This is a genomic window from Moorena sp. SIO4A1, assembly GCF_010672065.1.
Classification (GTDB): Bacteria; Cyanobacteriota; Cyanobacteriia; order Cyanobacteriales; family Coleofasciculaceae; genus Moorena.
The window spans coordinates 15,037-38,821 of sequence record NZ_JAAHHX010000053.1; the positions used below are offsets into that span (position 1 = coordinate 15,037).

Here is a 23,785-nt window from a genome sequence, read left to right on the forward strand (position 1 = left end):
TCCGACTTGAATCAGACTGAGATTAAACTTGACCTTTTACAACTATTGAAAGATAGAGCAAACTCTCAGAAAGATACACAATCCCAGGAAAGCCAAGTGGAATTAGGGCAAAACCAATTAGGGCAAAACCAATTAGGGCAAAACCCGACATTCCTCAAAACCTTTTTGGCAGGGCTAGAAGATAATAATAATACCGTGCGTCACCAGGCCAGTGAGATATTAACTAGTGATAGATTAACTAGTGATAGTTTAAATAAATTAGACTCTCCTGACTATTATCTGACTACTCTCCATCACACTAGTCTTCCAAAAAATATTCAGAACTTATCACTAAGCGCTATTGTCAGATTAGACAATACTTCAGAAAGCTTAGTAAATACATTGCTGAGCTGGCTAAAAGATGACGATGCTACGGTTCGTTCTGAAGCAGCTTTAGCATTAGGTGAATTAGCTCAGGTTTCTGAGCCAGTCGTGAATAGCTTGTTGATGCGGTTAAACGATAAAAATTCTCGTGTTCGTTACTCCAGTATCTGGGCATTGGGCAAATTGAAGCAGCGTGGTAAAACCGTTGTGAGTGCGTTATTGACAAGGCTAAACGATCAAAATTCTCGTGTTCGTTGCTTGAGTGCTTCAGTGTTGGGTAAATTAGACCAGCGTAGTGAAACCGTAGTCAGTGCTTTAATCACATCCCTCAAAGATCAAGATTCTGATCTCCGTTGTGCCGCCGCTACTGCTTTAGGTCAGTTAGGTAATGGTCAGTTAGGGAACCTTTCTGAAACAGTTGTCAGTGCCCTACTACCCCAGCTAGATGATCAAGATTCTGATGTACGTTGTGCCACTATTAATGCCTTAAGCCAGTTGGGTAATTCTTCTCAAGTTGTGATCACTGCCTTGCTGGGGTGCCTCAAAGATGAAGAGTCTGGTGTACGTGCCTCAGCAGCTGAGACCTTGGCTGAGTTAGGTAAACCATCTAGTTATGTGTCCAGTGCTCTTGCACAATGGATTGAGCTGCACCAAGCCTCAGACTATGTGGGTAGTGGGATTGATGCTCTATGGAATTTGGAAATCCCACAAGGGAGTAGGGAGTAGGGAGTAGGGAGTAGGGAGTAGGGAGTAGGGAGTAGGAGCTGAGGGGTTGACCACAAGGCTAATTCTCATAAAAAATGGCTCAAAGTATTGCTAGGCAACGCTTTTAGCCATTGAGATACTATTTAGTATAAAAAATCAATTATCAAAATATCAAAGCTATACACAATAGCAGTTTGAGGCCACTAAAGTTAACAGCTTAGTCTAACAGGTACCGAAAAGCCATTACTAATGACTATCAAGATTTCAGCATCCTGTATGCGTAATTGTTCAGATACATTTAAATCGACTTAAATCGACAAAAATTCCACATCCTTAGTCATATTCAAGGTATCCACAATCTTTTCGCCAGTATGATAAGCCGCTAGCAGAACTTCGCTAGTTTTGCCCCATGCGATCGCACCATTAGCATCTAGAGCAATAGCGGCAAAATCTCGCTGATTCTTCCGAGCTTCCTTAAATGAACGCTCCATGGCATTCACCAGGGATAAACCATCAGTGACTCGCACCACAATCCGTGCTGCTAGACACTCTTCCATAATGTCTTCCCCGATACCGGTGCAGCTCACTGCTGCATCACCAGTAGCGTAATTTCCTGCTGGCATTGCCGAGTCACTGACGCGACCAATCCGTTCAAAACCCTTACCACCAGTAGAGGTCCCTGCTGCCAGATGACCCCGGCTATCTAGTACAACCACACCAATGGTTCCCCTTCGAGCTTCAGAGCTGGTCACCAATTCGTCCTCAGCAATCACTCCCGCCATCTTATGGCTAAAATTGGCCTGCCTTTCTTTGAGCCACTCTTGTAACCGCAGCTGCGTCATAGGATTGTAAACCGGGAGTTGCATGTCTCGTAACAATTCTGCCGCTCCATAGTCCGACAGCACGCGGTCATCGGAGCCTTGCAACGCTTCTGCCAGCTGAATCGGATGCTGCACTCGCGACACATTAATCACACCGCTGAAGCGCTGAGATTGACCTTCCATCAGGGACGCACTCATCCGGATTTGCCCATCTGATTGCAACACTGAACCGGTTCCAGCATTAAAGCGCGGGTCATCTTCTAACAGTTGGCAGCCTCGGACCACAGCATCAGTCGCACTACTACCGTTCACTAACAAGGCATAAATCTCCTCAATAATTGAGTGGAGGGACTTGCGAATCGCATCAGCCCCTCCTTTGCCTTTTATAGAACTACCAGCACCACCGTGGATAATGACTTTGGGACACACCGTCTTCACAAACATACACAAGAATGAAGAAAAGATTAAGGATTAGAACACATAGTGTGAATTATGAGAGTCTGCTGTGTCAAGTATGAAAATATACAAAACACAAAAAGTTCACTGACGAAACCTTTGGAACTAGCCCTGGTTATCCTTGATACCTCATCTCTGCTTCACGCCAGATTTCCGTCTGCGACAGCGCTCTGAGCAATATTTGACTTCCTCCCAACAATCTTGCCATTTTTTGCGCCATGTAAAGGAACGTTGACAAACAGGGCAAATTTTTGTTGGCAGGTTCGATTTCAATTGCTGGCGTGTCATATTAGTTCTATTATAGATAATGAGTATCTTTTATTGTAACAAATTATTAATTTCTATCAAGTTTAATAAAAAAAAATTACAAAATTTAATTATATAGCGGTTAATCGTTAATTGTTTATTGTTAATTGAAAACTTTTGAGTTTTGATTGTCTATAGCAATTATAAATAGGTTGTGAAATTTCACGGGGGCAGGATACCCGTACTCACAATGATTTTGGGTTTCGGAATTTTCACAACTCGTTTATAAAACCTATAATTTTTCATACTTATCAAGTACTTTGTCCTAGGTTTTAGGCAATAGGGAGTACGCAATAGGGAGTAGGCATAAGCCAATTGACTGTACATCATTACTAGGATAAATGCTATAGTAAGGGGAAAAAGAACCCTTATTATCAAGTCAGGTTGAATACCCATCTTTCTAGAGAGCGAGGGGAGGGTGGGAAGTGTGGGGAGATAGGGAGATAGGGAGATGGGGAGATGGGGAGATGGGGAGATGGGGAGATGGGGAGATGGGGGAGATTTTTATTAAGGGTAATTATCCCGACATGATATATGACCTTTCCCAACTAATCGATAACTAGATAACAATTAATCAAACTAACAATTAATCAAACTAACAACTAATCAAACTAACAACTAATCAAAGAACCTATGCAACCTATTCGACAAGGGGACGTTATTTTACTTCCTGTAGAGCAAATCAATGGACAACAGTTACCTCACCTAACCCTAGCAGAAGGAGAGGTAACTGGACATTCCCATCGCATCAGTGATGGTGTTGCTCAGTTATACGAAAAAAATGGCATCCTTTATCTACAAGTTGTTTCAGAAATAGCAACCTTAACTCACGAAGAGCATCAGCCCATAGAGCTTCCACAAGGTAGCTGGATGGTGCGAATTCAACGGGAATATGAACCTCAAGGATGGCGATATGTTGCTGACTAATATTATGTCCGGTTGACTACTTATATAGCAAAGGGAACAGGGAGTAGGGAGTAGGGAGTAGGGAGTAGGGAGTAGGGAGTAGGGAGTAGGGAACAGGGAGTAGGGAGTAGGGAGTAGGGCACAAAAATTATCACAATTCATTGAGGTGCCCTATAAAACTTATAACTTGTAACTTGTCACCTGTAACTTGTAACTTGTAACTTGTAACTTAAAAAGTATAAATTACAAATTACCTGAATACAAAGTAATTAACCGAACTCGATACTATCTGTTCACACAAGTTCTGATCGTTAAACCTTCTCCAGTCGAACCAAAGCATTGTAGTCTGGAATATCTACTTCAGGCGATCGCTTGCGTTTATCCAATAGCACATTTCCTTCAGGCCAATGTACCTGTAAATTTCCTGGTGTAATCGGTGCGATATGGATGTTTCCTTGGAATTGACCCTGTTGATTCCTCAGGATTACGGCATCGCCATGGTTTAATCTCAGTTTTTTAGCATCCACCCGACTCATCAGCACCGCCTTTCGCCTTGCCCCAGTAATGGCATCTTTCTGTTCTTGCACCATGCTGTTAAATTGTTTACCTCGCCTGGTGGCTACCAAGAAATGACCTTCTGGCAGCTCTAACTTGGGTGGAGATAAGGGGGAAAAATGGGCTAACCCATCCGGTGTGGGGAAATTCCAGCCAAAGCAGAGATGGGAACCGCCATACTGGAACTGATCACCAGCTTCCTTCAGATGTTGGATACCAGCATACTGGGGGATAACCTGGGCAATTTCTGCCCGAATGGCGGCTGTGCTATCAAAGTATAATTTATCTGCCAAATCCGGACGCACTCGCCGTGCTAGTTCCATAAACACTTCCCACTCCGGACGGGCTTCCCCAATCCGAGGGCCAGGAATTTCTGGACTGAAAATCACCCGTCTCTCGGTACTGGTTTCAGTTACTCCCCCTGGAATTTCGTAGCGAGTCGTGGCGGGTAACAAGACTACGGTTTCCCCAGGTTCTACTAACATTTGACTGGAGAGGACAATATCCATATGGACTCTCAGAGGGATTCGCTGTAGTGCCTCTTTGATATAATCTGGTTCTGGCAACACCTCCAGGAAATTGCCTCCGACGGAAAATACTATATCCAACTCCCCTGAATGGGCAGCATCAATCATTTCCGCTGCTGTTAATCCTTTGGTGGTGGGTACTTCAAACTGCCATTGTTGGCTGAGCTTGGCCGCATTTTCTGGAGTAATGGGCTTACCACCAGGAAAAACCGTGGCATAGCATCCCATTTCTGCTCCTCCTTGCACCCCAGAGTGACCCCGAATCGGCATTAACCCACAGCCTTCTCGACCAACAAACCCTTTTGCTAAGGCTACGTTAATGATGGCTCGCACATTATCTTCGCCACACTGATGCTGGGTAATACCCATGCTCCAGACAAACACAGCTTTATCAGCTTCAGCTAGCATCTTGGCAAAGGCGTACATATGTTCACGGGAGGTACCGGAAAGCTGTTCTAGTTCTTCCCAGGATTGGTTAGCTAGGGTTGCTTTTAATTGCTCAAAATTAGTCGTATGATTTTTGATGAAGGATAAGTCTACCCAATGGTTAGCAATCATCTCCTTAAGGGTGCCATTGAGGAATGCCATATCCCCACCCATATTGATTAAAAAGAAGTCTTCGGCAAATTTAGTACCAAATAAGGCACTTTCGGGAATCGAAGGCACCCAATAGCGTTCCATACCTGGTTCTTGGTAAGTGTTAATTACCACAATTTTGGTACCAGCCTTCTTAGCCCAGTGGAGATACTTAACTGTAACTGGTTGATTGTTGGCAACGTTAGAGCCAATGAATACTAATAAATCTGTGCCAATCCAATCTTGATAAGAACAAGTAGTAGCTGCTACCCCTAATCCTGCTTTAAGTCCAGCAGTACTCGGAGAATGGCAGATGCGAGCAGCATTATCTATATTATTAGTTCCGATTGCCCGCACTGCTTTTTGGGCAGCATAGTAGGTTTCATTTACTGTACCTCTACTGGTTAGATAAACGCTAAATCGGTTAGTGCTGCTATCAATGGGTGAAGGTAAACTATTCCTTAGGGAATCACTGATTAATTCCAGTGCTTTATCCCAACTAATTCGACGAAATCCTTGCTCCCCTCGTTGCCGCATCATGGGGTAAGCAAGCCGTCCTAAATCCCGCAGTTGGATACTTTTTTTCCTCTGAAGCTGAGAGACATCTGCTAAGATTTCGGGGTCAAATGCTGCCATGGTATTCATCCGCAACAGCCGCAGCCGGACATTACAGACATGGACGCCATCAAGAGTCCAGTCTTTCATACCAGTAGTGCCAAGGGCGCAACCGTCGCACACTCCCTGATTTAAGATATCCCAAGCATAGGATAACTGGTCTCGGTTTTCCCAAGCTGCTCTGAAGACTTCCCAATAATTGTTCGGGTATTGTTCACCAATACCGAATGGTTTCCAGTTTGCCCAGTGGGAAGGAGTCCAGCCTTTTTTGGGTTGACGCAGCATGAGTTTGGAGTAACGTTAAAATCTGGGTACTTGATTACGTTACCATAAACTTATAGCAATTATCATAGCTATGAGGTAAACAATTTCTGGATTTTAGGGAGCAGGGAGCAGGGAGCAGGGAATAGGGAATAGGGAATAGGGAATAGAGAATAGGGAATAGGGAACAAAAATTATCACAATTACTCTAGGGATTACTATATAATAAATAACTTAATTTAAGGAAATGCTTAGGATGAAATGTTGGAGGGAATATAACGGTTTATTGGTGTCAATAAAACTGAGGTTTAAAGGGTTGGTTGCTAGGAATTATTGTGTTTGTTGATAGCAGAGCGATCGCTTAATTTAGTAATACCATAAAAAGTTAGATAAATCTATAGTATTTATCTAATGGGTGAGGTATATTTTTAATTTTAAGGAATAGGGCATAACGATGCAGTTCTACTCCCTACTCCCTACTCCCTACTCCCTACTCCCTACTCCCTGCCTTTACAGATAATTTTAAACTTGGTGCAAGCTCTGAGTATAAAGTATGAATCAGCACCGTAGCAAAACTAAATCCCAAGTCTGGGTAGTGGAAAACAGCCAAGTGCGATCGCGTTTAGATCAACTGGCAACAGAAGAACCCTTGGAAATTCGCCTGACCTCTGCCCAGAAAACCGTTGCGGTGACCATGCGCACCCCAGGGGCAGATTTTGAACTAGCAGCAGGGTTCCTCTATAGTGAAGGAATTGTGAAGCATCGGGATGATATTCAACGGATTAGCTACTGTGTGGATTCTAATCGAGATGGTGAGCAGCGCTATAATATTGTGAATGTGACCTTGAGGGAAGAACTGACTCCAGATTTGCAGCCCCTGGAACGCCACTTTTTTACCACCAGCGCCTGTGGAATTTGTGGAAAAGCTAGTCTTGAGGCACTACGGTTGCGAGGGTGTCCAGTGATGTCTGATGCTATGGAAGTCAGCACTGAAGTGATTTACAGCCTCTCGGAACAGCTGCGTTCAGCTCAATCAGTGTTTTCCACAACTGGGGGAATCCATGCTGCTGGGTTGTTTAATTCCCAAGGAGAGTTACTCTGTTTACAAGAGGATGTAGGACGTCACAATGCTGTGGATAAATTGGTGGGTTCAGCGTTATTAACTAATCAACTGCCCTTAAGCGATCGCATTGTCATGGTCAGTGGGCGCTCTAGTTTTGAGATTTTACAGAAATGTCTCATGGCTAGGGTTCCAATTGTTTGCGCTGTATCTGCTCCCAGCAGTCTAGCGGTAACCCTAGCCAGAGAGTTTGGGATTACCCTTGTGGGATTTCTGCGGGGAAAACGGTTTAATGTTTATTCTGGGAAAGAGCGTATTTGCAGTTTTTTTGATCATGGTTGATATGTCAGCATTCAGCGGTCAGCTGTCAGCTGTCAGCATTCCGTAACTCAGATTAAACTTTTGCTTACCTGTTGTCTTGTCCAGTCGCTTATTCAAAAGCTGTTTGGTGTAGCTTATCCTATGCCCATAAGCACATCAAGTACCGTGGCACAGGCTTCTAGCCTGTGCCACCCATTAGCTGATAGCTGATAGCTGATAGCTGAATGCTGAATGCTGAATGCTGAATGCTGATAGCTTACGCTAGATTAAAAAATAAAATCGTTAGCCGTAATCAGATTGACGTCCACATCAGTCAAGAAAGCTAACGGTTGATTATTTTGAGTTGTGATCCAGGTGTCACCATTTTGTTCAAAGATAGAAAGTGAGTCAAAGGTAAACCCTCCCTCTAATTTCAACAAATCTACACCATTTTCAAAGTCAGCAATGGTGTTCTTGCCTGCTGTGGACAAGACAAACATGTCTTCTCCAGCGCCACCAGTCAGGATGTTATCTCCTTGACCACCCTTGAGAAGGTCGTCACCGCTACCGCCGAAGAGTTTATCTTGGCCTTGACCGCCTAAGAGGGTGTCATTGCCAGCCTCTCCAAATAAGTTATCGTCACCATCACCGCCCTCAAGGCTGTCATCACCGCTACCACCGTACAGTTCATCCTGACCACTGCCACCTAAGAGGGTGTCATTACCCTCGTCTCCAAATAAGTTATCGTCACCGCCGTCACCGTTAATAAAATCATCACCTGCTAGACCTTCGGCAATATCTTGACCGGTCAACAGATTGATGATATCATTCTTTGGGGTGAGGGTCAGATTATCGTCGTTGGGGGTTGCGACAATGGAACTTGAGAAAGAGGTAGTGTTGAGCAGTACTGACACGTTGTCGGAGCCAGAGTTGGCCGTCGCAATGTCTGGTTTACCATCACTGTTGAAATCCCCTACAGTGATGGAAGAGGGATTAGTGCCCACACCAAACGAACCAGAAGGGGTAAAGCCTCCTGCACCATCCCCTAATAGCAGTGAGACTTGATCATCACTTGCTGCTGCAATGTCCAAGTTGTGATCACCATTGAAGTCCCCCACGGCGACTTCAGAACCTCCACCTGTTGTAAATGGTATGGGAGAACCAAAGGTACCATTTCCATTCCCCAACAGCACCGCGATTTCGCTCTCACGACCGGAACCGCTACCTACGACTAAGTCTAGATTGCCATTTTTGTCGAAGTCTCCCACAGCACCAGCAGCGGCAAAAGACACACCTGTTGGAATCGCTTGGGCAGGAATGTTGAAACCCCCAGCCCCATTATTCAGCGCTAGGAAGATTACTGATCCCCGAGATCCTATTACTATATCTGGATTACTATCTTTGTTAAAGTCCCCCACAGAGATAGAACCAGCAACACCTGTGCCTGTATTCAGATTGGTGGCTGAGTCAAAGTTTCCGTTCCCCTGACCAAACAACACCGAGAGCTGGGTATTGACGTCGTTTTGGGTCACTACTGCTAAATCTTGGTTGTTATCGCCGTCAAAGTCTGCGACAGCGACAGCAGCGGGTCCCTTGCCTGTAACAAAGCTAGTGGCAGGGTTAAAGTTTCCGTTCCCCTGACCCAACAGCACCGAGACAGTGTTTCCACTGGAAAACTGACCTAGGTCTGCCGTCACCAAATCCAGCTTACCATCTTTGTTGAAGTCTCCCACAGCAACGTCAACGGGAAAACGTCCCACGGCAAAGTTCCCATTTAAGGTATAGCTTCCTGCGCCATTATTTAACAGCACCGATACGTTATCAGAGTTAAAGTTCGCTGTTACTAAATCCAAATCACCATCATGGTCAAAGTCTCCGGTGGCAATAGCAGCAGGACTATTTCCTACTGCAAAGTTGTTAGCATTGCTAAAGGAAACAGCAAAAATTCCTTGATATACCTGGATCAATTCAGGCAAAAATGCTGAATCTACACCAATCTGACCCGTACCACATTCTAGATTCCAATCACCACCCAAGGCAGCATTACCCGTGCGGTTCCCAGAAGCAGCAATCTCAGTACCAGTTATTTGGTGCAGTCGTTCCAAAAATTCTGTACCAGCATCTCCAGTAGCAACATTGCAGCCGTAGAAGAGAATAGGAGTGGGTGAATCAGTCGTTGACCAAGTTTGTAATTGAGGGGTGTAATGATTTAAAGTATCTAGACTAAGTTGACTATTTCCTAAATACAAACACCCCGGTGAACCGTGAGAAACGATGTGAATAGCAGTAATATCAGTGCGTCCTTGCAGAGCCTTGGTAATTTGTTCAACGCCATCCTGTGTAGAGTCCAGGACAATCACCTCAGCTTCCGGTACCGTACCATTAACTAAACTCTGATAATCATCAACCCCTGAGTCAATAAAGACAATAGTGCTAGAGGTTTTGGAGTGACTTACCAGAGTTTTGTGTACCTCAGTCTCCCCAAAGTTCAACGACTTATCGAGTTCGTTAAAACTAGCATTTTTGATATCAAACATGCTAAAATGCCCCTTGATGATGTGTTGGTTTGTAACAGTAGCCACTGGTGAAATGGCTACTAGTCTCAGCAGTCCTCTAAAATCCCATTGATTACTGTTAGCATCCTGCACATTAGTATTAGTATGTGGCTGCCATTCACCTACTAATCGTGACAATTTGCCAACAGAACCAAGCATTCGATAATCAGGGTTTTACTGATTACACTCTCAACCCAAATTACCAATCAGATATTTAGGATAATATTTGCAACCTCAGATATCATAACTACCAATCCGGCCAATGTAGGTGAAGCTTTGATGAAGTATCACTCAAGTTTTATAAAATTTCAGTTAAGCAGGGCTTTCACATTTATTCATTTATTGCCTTTATAAATGAAATGTAAACCTATGATGTCTTTTTTTATTGTCCAAGAAAACTCCGAATCTCTTTCTCCTCTTGCCTTTTGCCTCTTGAATTTTGCCTTCTCTGGCAATACGTGTGTTTACAACTCAAATACAAACGCTATAGCAGTTCTCAATTGGGTGAGGTACCTCGTCTTGGGTTAATGGCAGTAGCAATGCAGTCGCTAATGGGGGAAACCCCCTCAGGTCGGCGCTGCATCGCTTCTCTATACCCCACACCCCACACCCTACACCCTACACCCTACACCCTACACCCCACACCCTACTCCCAGTAAGGCTCACAAGGCTGCTTGTCACCCCGTCGAGCCTAGCTTAAAGTATTGATTAACCTGAAAAATGCCAAAAAAATTGCTTCAACCTCTCACAGGAGATAATCTTCACCGAGAGGGAAGCATAAACTAAGGAAAAACCCAATTGGAAACAAAAAAGAACTTGCTACCTAAGCAATAATCTTCGTATTATAGCACTACTGACCAGAAAAGGAGTGTTTGATGAGATACCCCAAACAAGTAGCACCAGTCAAAAGACCGGATCTGATTCAACCCTATCGGGCAGTGGATGTGGTTCATGGTAGAGGCGAAGACTTGGTGACTATTCGCATGGACTTGACCCATGGTGCCAATTACAATGACCCAGCACCCTTTGCTTACCCTAGTTATCAGCAACTCAAAACCTCTGGCTGGGGCGGATGGTATTGATGTGGTCGTGCCCCTAGGTCAAGGGTCAGCCTATGGGCTGATAGCTGATAGCTGATAGCTGATAGCTGATAGCTGAATGCTTACGGTTAAATAGATGTCGTAAACCATAAGAAACAATAAGAAACAATTATGCCAGAAGAAGAAACTAAAACTCCCAGACGCGGTCGTCGCAGAAAAACCCAGGCCAAGCCAAAAGCAGAACCTGCTGCTGCTTCTCCATCTGTTCAACCAGAGGTTAATGAAGAAAAGAAATCAGTGTTACTTGCTACTGGTCTAGAAGATTATGCACGGTGGAAGGTTATGTTTAAAGACCAGAAGCCAGACAATGACCCCCCTTTCCGTCGGGGACGCATTTGGGCTTAATCAGGAGATGAGTGGATAAGGATAGCAGGGCTGTTTCTTGCGTCCGACTAAAATTTCACGGGTAGGGAGATAGGGAAATGGGGGAAATTTTTATTATATTAATGGTAATTATCCTGAGATGATAATAGCCTTCAATGGTCGTATTTTGACAAAAGCGATCCATCCCTACTCCCTACTCCCTACTCCCTACTCCCTAAAACCACCCGAGTAAAGTCCCTCATCCAATTGAGAAATAGTATATATGATTAATAAAAACAATGCTAAAAAATATGCTCAAAAAAGTAGCCTAAAACTATTCCGTATACCCCTACAAGCTACTTTAATTGGGTTTTTCCTTATCAATGGAGGATGCTTAGCCCAGACAATTCCACTGACCGAAAATCTGATTAACCTCGATTCCGATCACGGAGAAAGGTTACTGATGGCAAGCCAAGCCCGAGAAGACTATTTGCCCCTAAGTATTCAGTTTGTCACTCAGGAAAACCTGGCTTACTGTGGAGTAGCTAGTATGGTCATGGTGCTAAATGCTTTATCAATTCAAGCTCCAGAGGCACCGGAATTTAGGACTAACCGCTTCACCCAGAAGAATGTTTTGAATGCCAAAACTGAGCAAGTGCGCATGGCTGAGGTGATTGCTCGTCGGGGCATGACTTTGGAACAATTAGCAGGATTATTGGAAACTTATCCAGTTAGAGCAGAGGTTTACCATGGTGGTGATTTGACCCTGGATCAGTTTCGCAACATAGTGGTAAAGAATTTGCAAGAAGGGGGAAATTTTGTCTTAGTCAATTACTTACGCAAAGCCATTGCTCAGAAAACTGGGGGACATATTTCTCCTTTAGCTGCCTACAACCAAGAAGCAGACCGTTTTCTGATCCTAGATGTCTCTCGTTACAAATATCCTCCGGTCTGGGTCAAGGCTGAAGAATTGTGGCAAGCAATGGCGACTAAGGATTCAGAATCTAAAAAGACACGGGGGTTTGTGCTGGTGAGTCGCCGTTGATTGTCAAATTGATTGTCAAATTGATTGCATTCTCATTAATCTATCAATATTGATGTTTATATCATGTCAGGATAATTACCCTGTCTTGATGCAGTCGCTCATGGGGGAAACCCCCAAGACCGCGCTGCATCGCTTTATAAAAATCTCCCCCATCTCCCCATCTCCCCATCTCCCCATCTCCCCATCTCCCCATCTCCCCACACGCCCCACCCTCCCCATACTTTTATGATGGGTATTCAAGCGGACTTGATATTATTTTAAGCTGACAGCTGACAGCTGACAGCTGACGGCTGACGGCTTACAAACTAATCATTAAAACTAATCTGTTCTCCCATTGATCAATGTTTTGTCTGTGACCAGCAAAGACAGGAAAATAAGTAATGGCAAAAACACGATTGCCCAGCCAATTCCTAAAGCCCAGGCTGGGTATCCTTCATAGGGAGTCCTAATATCTTTTGAAAACTGGGTTGCTAGCAAAGCGACTAAAGCCATAGGAATCAGGTATTTTATATAAAAATTCCACCATTTCCCAACCTTCCAATCACTAACTTGGTTGATGTATCGTCGTAGCTTTTCAGCACCATACAGCCATCCCACTAGGATGGATTGGAAAATAGCTACCAACATCAAGTTATAGTTAGTAACAAAATGATATACGATATATAAAATATATAATCCAGCTCTGGTAGTGTAAATAATTCCAGCAATAAATCCCCCTAGACAAACCCCAATTGAAACCTTAGCAACATTTCCCTGTTGTTGTTTGTCGAGGATAGTCGCATTCAAAGCTTCTACTAGGGAAAAGGCGCTGTCGATGCCTAGGGAAAGCAGCATCACAAAAAACAGCAGACTGAACAGCCAAGGCAAGGGCATTAAGCTTAAAGCTTCCGGAAAAACCACAAACGCTAGACCTGGACCAGAAGCAGCCAGCTCTGCCAAGGGGGTGTTAGTTTCTCCAGCCATATATCCTAAGATTCCGAACACCACAAAACCCGCAAATAAGCTGATACCACTGTTGATAAAGGCAGTGAACCAGGTATCTTTAGCAATGTCATCCTCTGAGTTTTTGTAGCTAGCATAAGTCACCATAATTCCAAATCCCAGAGATAAGGTAAAGAAAATCTGTGAGAATGCAGCTGTCCAAACTTCCGGGTCAACTAATGCACTCCAAACTGGAGTAAGATAGAGTTTCCAGCCATTGAGGAAACCTGGTAAAGTTACTGCTCGTAATAGCAATACCCCCAGTAAAATAATTGGAAGTGGAACGCTGTAGACAACGACTTTGCCCACACTGGTCGTGCCTTTCCAAACACAGAAATAAATCAAGACCCAGACTACAACTAGGGACCATAAGATTGGCCAGTTGATACCACCTAATACATTGACCCCATCGCTGATTTGCAGAACACTATCAAAGAAGTAGCTTTTAGCATCCCTCGACCACTTGACCCCAAAGGATGCCAGAAAGTAAATCAAGCTCCAGCCCATCACAACTGCATAATAGGAGACAATGATAAAGGCTGACATCAGGGCAAACAGACCGAGACTGCCGAAATTGGGGTGTAATTTCCTAAATGAGCCTATGGCTCCCCGTTGCATTTTTTGTCCTACCGCAAATTCCAGCATCAACAGTGGAACCCCAATTAGGACTAAAGCGATCAGGTAAGGGACTAAAAATGCTCCCCCACCGTATTTCCCAGCTAGGTAAGGAAAGCGCCACACATTCCCTAAGCCAACTGCAGAACCTACTGCTGCGAGGAGAAATACTGTTCTTGAAGCCCAACGTTGACGAGCCATCTACAATTCCCTCTATCTTGATAGTTCATGCTTCATACTTCATCCTTGATACTTCATCCTTTACAATTAATCCTTGATACTTCATACTTCTTTAAATTCTTGCCATAGGTTTGCTTATTCCATCACAGGTTTTAGGGAGTAGGGAGTAGGGAGTAGGGAGTAGGGAGTAGGGAGTAGGGAGTAGGGAGTAGGGAGTAGGGAAAAAATTCTGTGTATCTCATTTATGTTTACATCCTAAGCATTCAGCCATTGGCTGATAGTTGAATGCTTACGTTACATCTAAAATACAAACCCTATATAGCGGTTTTTAACCTAATGAGATACACAGGATTTTTTACGTGTTCCCTCTTTTCTCTTCCCTGTTCCCTGTTCCCTGTTCCCTGTTCCCTAAAATCCATAAAATTTTACCTCATAGCTATGATAATTGCTATAGGTTTACATCTCAAATACAAACCCTATATTTCACTTCAAGGTGCTTGGTAACTTTACGCCCAGTAATATCGCTCTTCCTGCCATAAACAAGGATAAAGCTAACCAAAGAAGATGAACACTTTGAAACTGCCAAGACGCCACAGCCATAGGTGCAAATCCCACCACCAAGGCGATTACGGTAGAATTACGTAAGGTCTGTCCTGCGGCTAAGCCCAGAAAATAACCATCCAGCATAAACGCAATGGAACCAAACCCTAACACCAGGAGTAACCAAGGAACATAGACAGTAATAGATTCGATCACCTCAGTGTGGTTTGTTAACAGGCCAAAGAGTGTCTGGGGAAACAGCATAAACAGGAAAGCAAGGTTAATTCCTAATAGCAAACAGCTTCCTCCAGCCATTCTCAATAAAGGGAATAACTGCTCTTTTGCTCCCTTACCTTGTAAATTACCCGTCAGAGTTTCAGTAGCAAATGCCAATCCATCAATAAAATAAGCAGCCAGCATGAACACCTCTAATATTAAAGCATTTTCCGCCAAGATTGTGGTACCCAAAGCTGAGCTCATATTGGTAAAAATAGACAAGGTAAAAATAATCGCTAAGGTTCTAATAAAAAGATTACTATTTAGGGTAAAAGTAGCTATTATTTCTGACAATTTCCAAATTCGTTTTGCTACTGCTCTTAGCTCTTGCCACTGGATTTCTTGGCTAACTAAAACTAGTCCCACTAAAACCATCACGTATTGACTAACTGCTACCGATAATCCAGCGCCAGTGCTTTCCCAACCCCACCGAACAATAGTGAAGTAATCGCAAACTATATTAGCGCAGTTACCGATAATGGACAACAGCAAAACCTTACCACTCATTTCTCTACCGAGAAACCAACCAATGACTACAAAATTGAGTAATGTTGCCGGAGCTCCCCAAATCCGAGCGTTAAAATAGGCAATACCGGAAAATTTGACATCTGGTGTAGCACTTAACAGAGCAAATCCCAGCTCTCTAATAGGATACTGTAAACTTAAGATAACTACACCTAAAATCAGAGCAATTAAGCCATTACGAAGTCCCACCAGCAACATAGCATCTCGGTCATTTCGTCCGACGGCTTGAGCGGTTACTCCAGTAGTTCCCATCCGTAAAAACCCCAAACTTTTGTAGATGAAGTTAAACAGGATAGTGGCGATAACGACTCCAGCTAAGTGGCGGATTTGATCTAAATGACCTAAGAAAGCCACGCTGATTAAACCCGCAAGGGGTACCGTCAGATTAGACAGAATATTGATGATCGCCAGTTTCCAGAAGCGATAGAGCACGTTGTCTTGGTTTGAGCCAATAAAAGTCATAAATTAACCTTAATAGTTAGGGCATTTTGAATGGGAAAATAAAGGTATTTTAACCTTTTTTATTAAGTCCGATTAGTGGCTTGATTAAATATTATATCCAATACTATTTTTATAGTTAGAGATTAATAGAGATAGATTAATCGACTATAATATAAATAATGGACGCCAACCCTAACCATAAAGATGAAACTGATGATTTTTTTAAATCCCCTATAAAGGATATCATATAAAAAGAGTAAAGAATAGTTGCCAGAGTAACAGCAAGGCACTTGCACAAGCTAAAATCAATAAGCTGTTAATTCTTAACTACTGACGCTGGAGCCTAAGGATGAGTAAAGTCAAGACGATTCAAAAACTACACGCGGAATGGGTGACATCAGAGAACTTTCAGCCCTACGGTCAAGTCATCTTTGCCAGTGAAGATGGCAAACCCTATGATCAAGATGATGCTCAGTTAAACCTCGACAATGGGACATCCCGGTTTTATATCATGCGGCTACACCACAAAGGTCGTAAGTTTGATAAAATTACTCGCCACGTCCAATGTACTCAGTGTCTCGGTTCTCTAGAAGGGAAAGACTGGTTCATGGCTGTAGCTCCTCCCACTCAGGATGACCAACCAGTTTTAGAGGATATCGCCGCTTTTCGGATTCCAGGTAACTGCTTTATTAAATTAGAAGTAGGAACTTGGCATGCTGGTCCCTATTTTGACCAAGAATTTATAGATTTCTACAATTTGGAACTTGCTGATACCAATGTCGTCGATCATTTTACCCATGATTTTATAGACAGCCATCAGTTACAGTTTGAAATTGTTATAGCAAAGGGAACAGCGGAGCAGGGAGTAGGGAGCAGGGAGTAGGGAGTAGGGAGCAGGGAATATGGCATCAAAAATTATCACAATTCCTACACTGATACCTAGAGGAAGTGATAAACTGGAATGGGGAATAACAAGTAAATCATAATCCCATAATTAGTCACAACATAATAAAAAAAAACTAAGCCAAACTAACTAATGACTAATAGTATTGGATATATAATCAGTTATAAAATCCTCAAATTTTATGACTTTTACCTGTTCCCGATTCCCGATTCCCGTTACCATCCTGGGAGGGGTTAGGGGTGGGTTCCGATTCCCGATTCCCTACCTTGACAGGTAAATTTTAAACTTGGGGCCAGATAATATGAGTAATGACTAATGAGAAAGGAAACCTATGACAGTAAACATCCAAAAATTATATAAAGCCTGTAATCCCAGCAAAACCTTAACGGTAGAACAGCCTGAAGACCTTAATTATTATATCGATTTTTCCTCAGTGCGAGGGGGCAAGATCATTGAAGAGTTGAAGGACAATATCACCTTCTTCTCCATGGATGAGCCGACCTGTGAGCTATTTACTGGACATATTGGTTGTGGTAAATCTACGGAATTACTGCGGCTGAAAGCGGAATTGGAAGAAGCTGACTTTCACGTGGTCTATTTTGAGTCTTCTCAAGACTTGGAAATGGGAGATGTAGATGTTGGTGACATTTTACTCGCTATTGCTCGTCGAGTCAGTGAAAGCTTAGACAAAATTAAGCTAGGTGAACCGAAAGGCTTTAAAAAATTACTGGCAGGTGCGGCTAAACTATTGCTCACTGAAATTGAATTAAGCGGTCGGGTAGGAGTTCCTGGGATTGGTGAGGTTGGAGTAGACACGGAGGGGGCGGTTTCCCTAGCCGTTGGGATTGGTGAGATTACGGCTAAGGCTAAGGATAGCCCGGATCTGCGCAGTCGGTTACGGCAATATCTCGAACCTCAAACCAATCGGTTGTTAGAAGTGATTAACCAAGAGTTGCTCGAACCTGCGATCGCAAACCTCCAACAAGTGGGGAAACAAGGGCTAGTGGTAATTGTAGATAACCTCGATCGGGTGGATGCTTCCCAGAAGCCTTGGGGACGTGATCAGCCGGAATATCTATTTGTGGATCGCGGAGCCCAGTTAAAGGGGTTACACTGTCATGTGGTCTATACCATGCCCCTAGCGCTACGATTTTCTAATGACTATAGTGCCTTGACTCAACGCTTTGTGGTAGATCCCAAAGTGTTACCAATGGTACCGGTAAGGTTACGAGATGGCACTCCCCATGAACAGGGCATGGCTCTGCTGCGACAAATGGTACTCGCTAGAGCCTTCCCTGATTTAGAGCCTGGGTCGCGTCTTGCTAGAGTAAAAGAGGTGTTCGACTCCCCTGACACTTTAGACCGCCTGTGTTACGCTAGCGGGGGTCATGTGCGGAATTTGCTCCGGTTCCTCAGTACCTGGATCAAGAAAGAAAGACGATTACCTCTGTCTCAAGGCATGTTAGAAACTGTAATTCGAGACCGCCGCAATGAACTAACCCTACCCATCTCAGACGATGAGTGGGAACTATTGTGTCATGTTGCTAAACACAAGAAGGTAGTTGGAGATGAAGGTTACCAAGTCTTGATCCGCAGCATGTTCGTCTATGAGTACCGAGACCAAGATGGGTCTTGGTTTGACGTTAATCCCATTTTGGCAGAAGCGGAAGGATTCAAATCATGCCTAGCTTATACCGCGTAGAAGATGCGGATGCCTACAACTTTAATTCAATGCAGGAACTCGCCTGGGCGATTGAGACGTCCCAAGGGGAGTTTTCCCTGATTTTAGCCCGCCGCAACTATGAAGCTTTACAGGAGTACATTGTCCGGAAGTTGCGGCAAGTCTGTGCTGTTGAGTTCCAGGAAATATACCTGAACCAGTCGGTTAAGGTTAAGAGTCTCTATACCACTATCTTGGAGCAGCTAGGGGATCAACAGCCAGCTGCGGTGATGGTCTTTGGTTTAGAGTCCCTGAGCAACCGGTCGCAAGTACTAATCACTACCAACCAAGTGCGGGAGGAGTTTCGCAAGCATTGCCCCTTCCCTCTAGTGTTATGGGTAAATGACGAGGTATTGCAAACGCTGATTCGGTTTGTGCCAGATTTAGAGAGTTGGGCAACAAGCACAGATTTTGTCCTCTCCTCTAGTCAATTGATTGAAGCTCTAGCAGAGCGAGAGAGTTATTTATTTACTCGTATTTTGGATGCCGGTGGGGATCAGTTCCTACCCAATACCGCTATTTTCGGTTCCAGCTATTGCCGAGAATTGGACTCAGCTTTGAGGGATTTGCAAACTCGTGGAGATGTCTTAGACATAACCCAAGAAGCTAGTTTGCCATTTGTCCTTGGTCGAGAAGCTTATATTAATGGTCAGATCGAACAGGCGTTAGAGTATTATCAGCAAAGTTTAGCCTTTTGGCAGCAGCAATCTAGGAGCTGCGAAACACAACAGCAGAAAACACAACAGCAGACTAGTTTTACCTCCAGACTGGGTCGAACTACCCAAATACCTACTTCCCTCCGGACGTTGCCGAGAGACCCCTCAACCCCTTCACCAGTAGAACGTCAAGCTCTACTGCTGTTTCATATCGGTTTGTGTTATCTGAACCTGGCTGAACTCAATCGCTCCCAAACTCGTCACCACTGGATCACAGCCAGAGGGTATTTTCAAAAATGTATCGATACATTTGAACAAGCAAAACGCCCAGATTTAATCGCCAAGTTTATTACTAAACTTGGCGAAACCCTACAACGACTGGAAGCTTGGAAAGACTTACAAGGTCTGGCGCAACGCTCCCTGGTACTGCACAGAACCTATGGAAATTCACTGCAACTGTCTCAAGATTATGGATTTATCGCTGCAGTCGCCCTTCAAGACTGCCGTTGGATGGGCGCTCAGCAAGCAGCTAGGAAAGCTTTAGAACTCCTAACACGGTTAACTAATACCTCCGGACAGTATCAAATGTCCTATCTACTGCTTCTGGCTAAAGCGAAGGGGCATTTGGGTCAGTCGGAGGAGGCGATCACTATCCTGGAAAGGGCTAAGGAAACCGGTCCAATGGATGCCCCACAACTTTATATTCGCATTTTGGAAAAATTGCGGACGCTTTATTTCCGGCAAAAGCAGTATCTAGAAGCCTTTCGGGTCAAACAAGAACGATTCTCCGTTGAGCAGCAGTACGGTTTCCGTGCCTTTATCGGACCTGGTCGGCTTAAACCTCATCTACGCCAAACTTCTACCTTACTCCTAGAGCAGGAAACTGCTGCGGAGGAAATCACTGCTTCTGTACGTCAGAACGATGTAGAGCGCTTAGTGGAACGTATTGGCAGCACCCAGCACAAACTGACAGTGATTTACGGTCAGTCAGGGGTAGGTAAGAGTTCCCTGCTAGAAGCTGGATTAGTCCCCACTCTCAAAACTAAGGTAATTGGAACCCGTGATGTCGTACCAATTTTGGTAAGGGTTTACACCGATTGGGTCAGGGAAGTCTGGAAATCCTTAGCATCTTCTCAGTTGGAAGTTGACCCGTTGAACGGTGAAGGGTTTTCTGGGTTGAAGGTTGACCCGTTGAAGGTTGTTCGCGTTCGCGGAGCGTCGCCTACGGCGAAAGCGTGGCCGAAAGGCCAAGGTTCACAGCAGTCTTCTCACCTGCAACATTCAACCCAAACTAACCTGCAACATTCAACCCAAACTAACCTGCAACATTCAACCCAAACTAACCTGCAACATTCAACCCTTTTAGAGCAATTGCGACAAAATGAACATAGCAATTTGCTAACGGTGCTGATTTTTGACCAGTTTGAAGAGTTTTTCTTGATTTCGGATAATCCTACTGAAAGAAAACGCTTCTTTGATTTTTTCCGGGAGTGTCTTCAGATTCCTTTCGTCAAGGTTATCTTGTCATTACGGGAAAATGATTTGTATTTTTTGTTGCAGGGAATTCGTCATAAAAATTTTGATTCAATCAACAATAATATTCTCAACAAAACTATTCTTTATTATTTAGGTAATTTCTCCCTAGAGGATGCTAAATCTATTATTCAACGACTAACCGAGCGCTCTCAAGTTTATTTAGAAGAAGCCTTAGTAAACACCTTAGTGCAGGAACTAGGTAGCAGTGAAGGAGAAGTTCGTCCCATTGAATTACAGATAGTAGGAGCTCAACTACAGACTGAAGGAATTACTACCCTAGCTCATTATCGGAGAAAAGGTCCTAAAGAAAAATTGGTGCAGCGTTACCTGCAAGAAGTGATCGCAGATTGTGGCTCCGAGAATGAAAAAGCTGCTGAACTGATCTTGTATTTACTAACTGAAGAAAATAACACCCGCCCGCCTAAGACCCGCCAGGATTTGGAAAAAGACTTAAAATCCTTGGCAGTGGATTTAGCGATAGAAAAAATAGACCAGTTAGATTTAGTCTTAAATATCCTAGTCGAATCAGGATTAGTGGTGCTCTTACGAGAAAGTCCCCTTAACCGCTATCAACTGGTTCATGATTATCTAGTTTCTGTGATTCGCCAGCAGCAAGATAGCGAATTACTCGCCAAACTTAAGGAAGTCCAAGAGCAACATCGGCTTTCTCAAGCCCGGTTACAGAAGTCGAAGATAGCACTGACCGGCTCCATTGTTCTAGTTGGCATGTTAGCGGTCTCAACCGTTTCTGCTGCTATATTTTGGGCTCTTGCTAGAAACAACGAAATCACAGCTTTGATTAAATCCTCAGAAGCCCTTTACGGTTCGAATAATCATGCCCTCGATCCACTAAAAGATGCCTTACAGGCAGGAAAAAAACTCAAGTGGTCAGTTCGGGTCAGCTCTGACACTAAGGATATAGCGATGAGTTCTCTACAGCAAGCCTTTTATGGGGTTAGAGAGCGCAATCGCTTAGAAGGTCATGATAATACAGTCAACACTGTTAGTTTCAGTCCCGACGGTGAGCTAATTGCTACGGCTAGTTCCGACAAAACTGTCAAAATCTGGTCCAAGGAAGGCAAACAACTCTACACGTTAGCAGGAAAGCATGGACATAAGGATGAAATCAAGAGTGTTACCTTCAGTCCTGATGGGAAGTTGATTGCTACCGCTAGTAAAGATCAAACTGTTAAAGTTTGGCAACGGAATGGTAAGTATATTCAAACCCTGACAGGGCATACTGATTTAGTTTGGAGCGTGCGTTTTAGCCCTGATCGCAAAAGCCTTGCTGCTTCTAGCGAGGATGGAAAAGTTATCATCTGGAGCCTCGAAGGCAAAAAACCCCAAATCTTCAAAGCCCATGATAAAGCAGTGCTCAGTATTAGTTTCAGCCCCGATAGCAAGGTGCTGGCAACCGGGAGTTTTGACAAAACGGTTAAACTCTGGCGTAGAGACCGGAATGGCTTGTACAAGAGAAAGCCTCTAACCATACAAGCCCATGAGGATGCGGTTTTCAGCGTCAGTTTCAGTCCCAAAGGTAAACTGATTGCTACTGGTAGTAAGGATAAAACTGTCAAACTCTGGAAACTTGACGGTACTCGGTATCAGACATTGGGAACCGATGACCATGAAAGTCATCAAAGTACTGTGACTACCATCAGTTTCAGTCCCGACGGTCAGACCCTTGCTAGCGCTAGTGCTGACAATACCGTCAAACTTTGGAATCGAAATGGCCAGCTACTCGAAACCCTTACCGGTCATGAAAGTACGGTATGGAGCGTTAATTTCAGCCCCGACAGCCAGACCCTTGCTAGCGCTAGTGCTGACAACACGGTTAAACTTTGGAGTCGATACGGTAATGAACTCCCTATTCCCACAGGGGATGAGAATACCGTTTACAACGTCAGTTATAGCCCCGACGGTCAGACTATTGCTACCGCTAGCAAGAACAACACTATCCAAATCTGGAGCTTAAACGGTCAATTGCAGCGAACTCTGACTGGTCATACCGGTTGGGTTTGGGGTGTTAGCTTCAGCCCTGATGGTAAGACTATTGCTAGCGCTAGTGCAGACAAGACTGCCAAAATCTGGAATAAGAATGGTAAGTTACTGCACACCCTATCTGACCATAAGGATGTGGTCAGGAGTATCGCTTTCAGTCCCGATGGCCAAATTATCGCTACGGCTAGTAGGGACAAAACAGTTAAACTCTGGAATCAGAATGGTATCCTGATTAGAACTCTGACTGGTCATGAAAATTGGATCAACAGCGTCAGGTTCAGTCCTGATGGTGAGACTATTGCTACGGCTAGTGCAGACAAGACTGCCAAACTTTGGAATGTTAGTGATGGCAAGGAGCTGCAAACCCTCGATGGTCATAAGGATTGGGTTCTGAGTGTCGGTTTCAGCCCCGATGGTAAAACCCTGGCCTCTGCTACCAGGGATAAGATGGTTAAACTCTGGAATGTTAGTGATGGTAATGAACTAAAAACTCTTAAAGGTCATGACAATACCGTCTGGAGTGTGGTGTTTAGCCCCGATGGTGAAACCATTGCTACCGCTAGTGCTGACAAAACTGTCAAGCTTTGGAACACCAAAGGTAAACAACCTCAAACCTTTTCTGGCCATGATGGTGCTGTAGTTAGCCTCAGTTTTAGTCCCGATGGCCAGACTATTGCTTCTTCAGATTCATCTGCTAGAGTAATTATATGGAATTTAGAGACTATCAGACATCCTGATCAACTGCAGTCCCTTGCTTGCGATTGGCTACAGGATTATCTGAAGCACAATACTAATGTAAATAAGAGGGATCTTCGTTGGTGTCGTTAGTGCGTCAGTGCTGAAGTCCTGATTCCGTCAGAAGCAGTCTGGAATGGGACTGGAAACCACTATGGCAATTTTAATAAGTTTTAAGTAGTATTGCTAAGTAGTCTGTAGTAGTTTTAGGTATTTAAGTG

19 protein-coding genes are annotated in these 23,785 nt (G+C 44.0%); 11 read left to right on the forward strand and 8 right to left on the reverse strand.

From position 1 onward, the window contains the following. Positions 1-45: 45 nt before the first annotated feature. Positions 46-1,089, forward strand: a complete 1,044-nt coding sequence (locus tag F6K53_RS26695; protein WP_293067847.1) for a sister chromatid cohesion protein PDS5 — start codon at positions 46-48, stop codon at positions 1,087-1,089. Positions 1,090-1,376: 287 nt separating this feature from the next. Here the strand turns inward: F6K53_RS26695 and F6K53_RS26700 are convergent, their stop codons facing one another. From F6K53_RS26700 to F6K53_RS26710, 3 genes are all read right to left on the reverse strand, one after another. Beyond that, positions 1,377-2,333 (reverse strand): isoaspartyl peptidase/L-asparaginase, encoded by a 957-nt coding sequence (locus tag F6K53_RS26700; RefSeq protein ID WP_293037504.1) that lies wholly within the window; start codon positions 2,331-2,333, stop codon positions 1,377-1,379. Between the two features lie 141 nt (positions 2,334-2,474). Further along, positions 2,475-2,633: a DUF2256 domain-containing protein gene (locus F6K53_RS26705; RefSeq protein WP_075904077.1), complete on the reverse strand. Its 159-nt coding sequence runs from the start codon at positions 2,631-2,633 to the stop codon at positions 2,475-2,477. Positions 2,634-2,813: 180 nt separating this feature from the next. Then, on the reverse strand, positions 2,814-2,981 hold the full coding sequence (locus tag F6K53_RS26710) for a hypothetical protein (protein WP_293037507.1): 168 nt from the start codon (positions 2,979-2,981) through the stop codon (positions 2,814-2,816). Between the two features lie 303 nt (positions 2,982-3,284). On the opposite strand from F6K53_RS26710, the gene F6K53_RS26715 reads away from it, so the two are divergent. Then, entirely contained in the window at positions 3,285-3,578 is a 294-nt protein-coding gene (locus F6K53_RS26715) for a hypothetical protein (RefSeq protein ID WP_293067842.1), read from the forward strand. A 290-nt stretch (positions 3,579-3,868) separates the two neighbouring features. On the opposite strand, the gene F6K53_RS26720 is transcribed toward F6K53_RS26715, so the two are convergent. Next, positions 3,869-6,115, reverse strand: coding sequence for an FdhF/YdeP family oxidoreductase (locus F6K53_RS26720; protein ID WP_293067839.1), 2,247 nt, complete (start codon positions 6,113-6,115; stop codon positions 3,869-3,871). Between the two features lie 529 nt (positions 6,116-6,644). On the opposite strand from F6K53_RS26720, the gene fdhD reads away from it, so the two are divergent. Continuing rightward, on the forward strand, positions 6,645-7,493 hold the full coding sequence (gene fdhD, locus F6K53_RS26725) for a formate dehydrogenase accessory sulfurtransferase FdhD (protein ID WP_293067836.1): 849 nt from the start codon (positions 6,645-6,647) through the stop codon (positions 7,491-7,493). A gap of 245 nt (positions 7,494-7,738) precedes the next feature. On the opposite strand, the gene F6K53_RS26730 is transcribed toward fdhD, so the two are convergent. Continuing rightward, positions 7,739-10,144 (reverse strand): DUF4347 domain-containing protein, encoded by a 2,406-nt coding sequence (locus F6K53_RS26730; RefSeq protein WP_293067833.1) that lies wholly within the window; start codon positions 10,142-10,144, stop codon positions 7,739-7,741. A 287-nt stretch (positions 10,145-10,431) separates the two neighbouring features. Between F6K53_RS26730 and F6K53_RS26735 the strand changes: the two genes are divergently transcribed. The 4 genes from F6K53_RS26735 (at position 10,432) to F6K53_RS26750 (ending at position 12,454) form a co-directional block, all read left to right on the forward strand. Further along, complete coding sequence (locus F6K53_RS26735; protein WP_293067830.1) at positions 10,432-10,665, forward strand: hypothetical protein; 234 nt, start codon at positions 10,432-10,434, stop codon at positions 10,663-10,665. 216 nt (positions 10,666-10,881) lie between these two features. Beyond that, positions 10,882-11,088 (forward strand): cyanobactin biosynthesis system PatB/AcyB/McaB family protein, encoded by a 207-nt coding sequence (locus F6K53_RS26740; RefSeq protein WP_293067827.1) that lies wholly within the window; start codon positions 10,882-10,884, stop codon positions 11,086-11,088. Positions 11,089-11,217: 129 nt separating this feature from the next. Next, on the forward strand, positions 11,218-11,451 hold the full coding sequence (locus F6K53_RS26745; protein ID WP_293017980.1) for a cyanobactin biosynthesis PatC/TenC/TruC family protein: 234 nt from the start codon (positions 11,218-11,220) through the stop codon (positions 11,449-11,451). A 241-nt stretch (positions 11,452-11,692) separates the two neighbouring features. Next, on the forward strand, positions 11,693-12,454 hold the full coding sequence (locus tag F6K53_RS26750) for a phytochelatin synthase family protein (protein WP_293082715.1): 762 nt from the start codon (positions 11,693-11,695) through the stop codon (positions 12,452-12,454). Positions 12,455-12,515: 61 nt separating this feature from the next. On the opposite strand, the gene F6K53_RS26755 is transcribed toward F6K53_RS26750, so the two are convergent. Together F6K53_RS26755 and F6K53_RS26760 are read right to left on the reverse strand one after the other, a co-directional pair. Then, complete coding sequence (locus F6K53_RS26755) at positions 12,516-12,647, reverse strand: hypothetical protein (protein ID WP_293037553.1); 132 nt, start codon at positions 12,645-12,647, stop codon at positions 12,516-12,518. A gap of 125 nt (positions 12,648-12,772) precedes the next feature. Beyond that, on the reverse strand, positions 12,773-14,251 hold the full coding sequence (locus F6K53_RS26760; RefSeq protein ID WP_293071940.1) for a sodium-dependent transporter: 1,479 nt from the start codon (positions 14,249-14,251) through the stop codon (positions 12,773-12,775). Positions 14,252-14,566: 315 nt separating this feature from the next. Here F6K53_RS26760 and F6K53_RS26765 point away from each other — a divergent pair, with 315 nt between their 5' ends. Next, a complete protein-coding gene (locus F6K53_RS26765) occupies positions 14,567-14,734 on the forward strand; it encodes a hypothetical protein (protein WP_293037561.1) in 168 nt (55 codons plus the stop codon). Here the strand turns inward: F6K53_RS26765 and gntT are convergent. Further along, on the reverse strand, positions 14,714-16,033 hold the full coding sequence (gntT, locus tag F6K53_RS26770; protein WP_293082718.1) for a guanitoxin biosynthesis MATE family efflux transporter GntT: 1,320 nt from the start codon (positions 16,031-16,033) through the stop codon (positions 14,714-14,716). The genes F6K53_RS26765 and gntT overlap by 21 nt on opposite strands. A 328-nt stretch (positions 16,034-16,361) precedes the next feature. Here gntT and F6K53_RS26775 point away from each other — a divergent pair, with 328 nt between their 5' ends. The 3 genes from F6K53_RS26775 to F6K53_RS26785 all read left to right on the forward strand — a co-directional run bounded on the left by F6K53_RS26775 (position 16,362) and on the right by F6K53_RS26785 (position 23,657). Continuing rightward, entirely contained in the window at positions 16,362-16,895 is a 534-nt protein-coding gene (locus F6K53_RS26775; protein ID WP_075903997.1) for an ureidoglycolate lyase, read from the forward strand. A 352-nt stretch (positions 16,896-17,247) separates the two neighbouring features. Beyond that, positions 17,248-18,618, forward strand: coding sequence for an AAA family ATPase (locus F6K53_RS26780; RefSeq protein WP_293017972.1), 1,371 nt, complete (start codon positions 17,248-17,250; stop codon positions 18,616-18,618). Further along, positions 18,597-23,657 carry a hypothetical protein gene (locus F6K53_RS26785; protein ID WP_293082721.1) on the forward strand — a complete coding sequence of 1,687 codons (5,061 nt, stop codon included), beginning with the start codon at positions 18,597-18,599 and terminating at the stop codon, positions 23,655-23,657. The genes F6K53_RS26780 and F6K53_RS26785 overlap by 22 nt, the downstream gene beginning before the upstream one ends. Positions 23,658-23,785 lie beyond the last annotated feature (128 nt).

What these genes read in the sequence shown, in the direction of transcription:
- F6K53_RS26700 (WP_293037504.1), bottom strand. Translation starts at nt 2,333, where the DNA reads ATGTTTGTGAAGACGGTGTGTCCCAAAGTCATTATCCACGGTGGTGCT.
- F6K53_RS26705 (WP_075904077.1), bottom strand. Translation starts at nt 2,633, where the DNA reads ATGACACGCCAGCAATTGAAATCGAACCTGCCAACAAAAATTTGCCCT.
- F6K53_RS26710 (WP_293037507.1), bottom strand. Translation starts at nt 2,981, where the DNA reads ATGATGTACAGTCAATTGGCTTATGCCTACTCCCTATTGCGTACTCCC.
- F6K53_RS26715 (WP_293067842.1), top strand. Translation starts at nt 3,285, where the DNA reads ATGCAACCTATTCGACAAGGGGACGTTATTTTACTTCCTGTAGAGCAA.
- F6K53_RS26720 (WP_293067839.1), bottom strand. Translation starts at nt 6,115, where the DNA reads ATGCTGCGTCAACCCAAAAAAGGCTGGACTCCTTCCCACTGGGCAAAC.
- fdhD (WP_293067836.1), top strand. Translation starts at nt 6,645, where the DNA reads ATGAATCAGCACCGTAGCAAAACTAAATCCCAAGTCTGGGTAGTGGAA.
- F6K53_RS26740 (WP_293067827.1), top strand. Translation starts at nt 10,882, where the DNA reads ATGAGATACCCCAAACAAGTAGCACCAGTCAAAAGACCGGATCTGATT.
- F6K53_RS26745 (WP_293017980.1), top strand. Translation starts at nt 11,218, where the DNA reads ATGCCAGAAGAAGAAACTAAAACTCCCAGACGCGGTCGTCGCAGAAAA.
- F6K53_RS26750 (WP_293082715.1), top strand. Translation starts at nt 11,693, where the DNA reads ATGATTAATAAAAACAATGCTAAAAAATATGCTCAAAAAAGTAGCCTA.
- F6K53_RS26755 (WP_293037553.1), bottom strand. Translation starts at nt 12,647, where the DNA reads ATGGGGAGATGGGGAGATGGGGAGATGGGGAGATGGGGAGATGGGGGA.
- F6K53_RS26760 (WP_293071940.1), bottom strand. Translation starts at nt 14,251, where the DNA reads ATGGCTCGTCAACGTTGGGCTTCAAGAACAGTATTTCTCCTCGCAGCA.
- F6K53_RS26765 (WP_293037561.1), top strand. Translation starts at nt 14,567, where the DNA reads ATGAGATACACAGGATTTTTTACGTGTTCCCTCTTTTCTCTTCCCTGT.
- gntT (WP_293082718.1), bottom strand. Translation starts at nt 16,033, where the DNA reads ATGACTTTTATTGGCTCAAACCAAGACAACGTGCTCTATCGCTTCTGG.
- F6K53_RS26775 (WP_075903997.1), top strand. Translation starts at nt 16,362, where the DNA reads ATGAGTAAAGTCAAGACGATTCAAAAACTACACGCGGAATGGGTGACA.
- F6K53_RS26780 (WP_293017972.1), top strand. Translation starts at nt 17,248, where the DNA reads ATGACAGTAAACATCCAAAAATTATATAAAGCCTGTAATCCCAGCAAA.
- F6K53_RS26785 (WP_293082721.1), top strand. Translation starts at nt 18,597, where the DNA reads ATGCCTAGCTTATACCGCGTAGAAGATGCGGATGCCTACAACTTTAAT.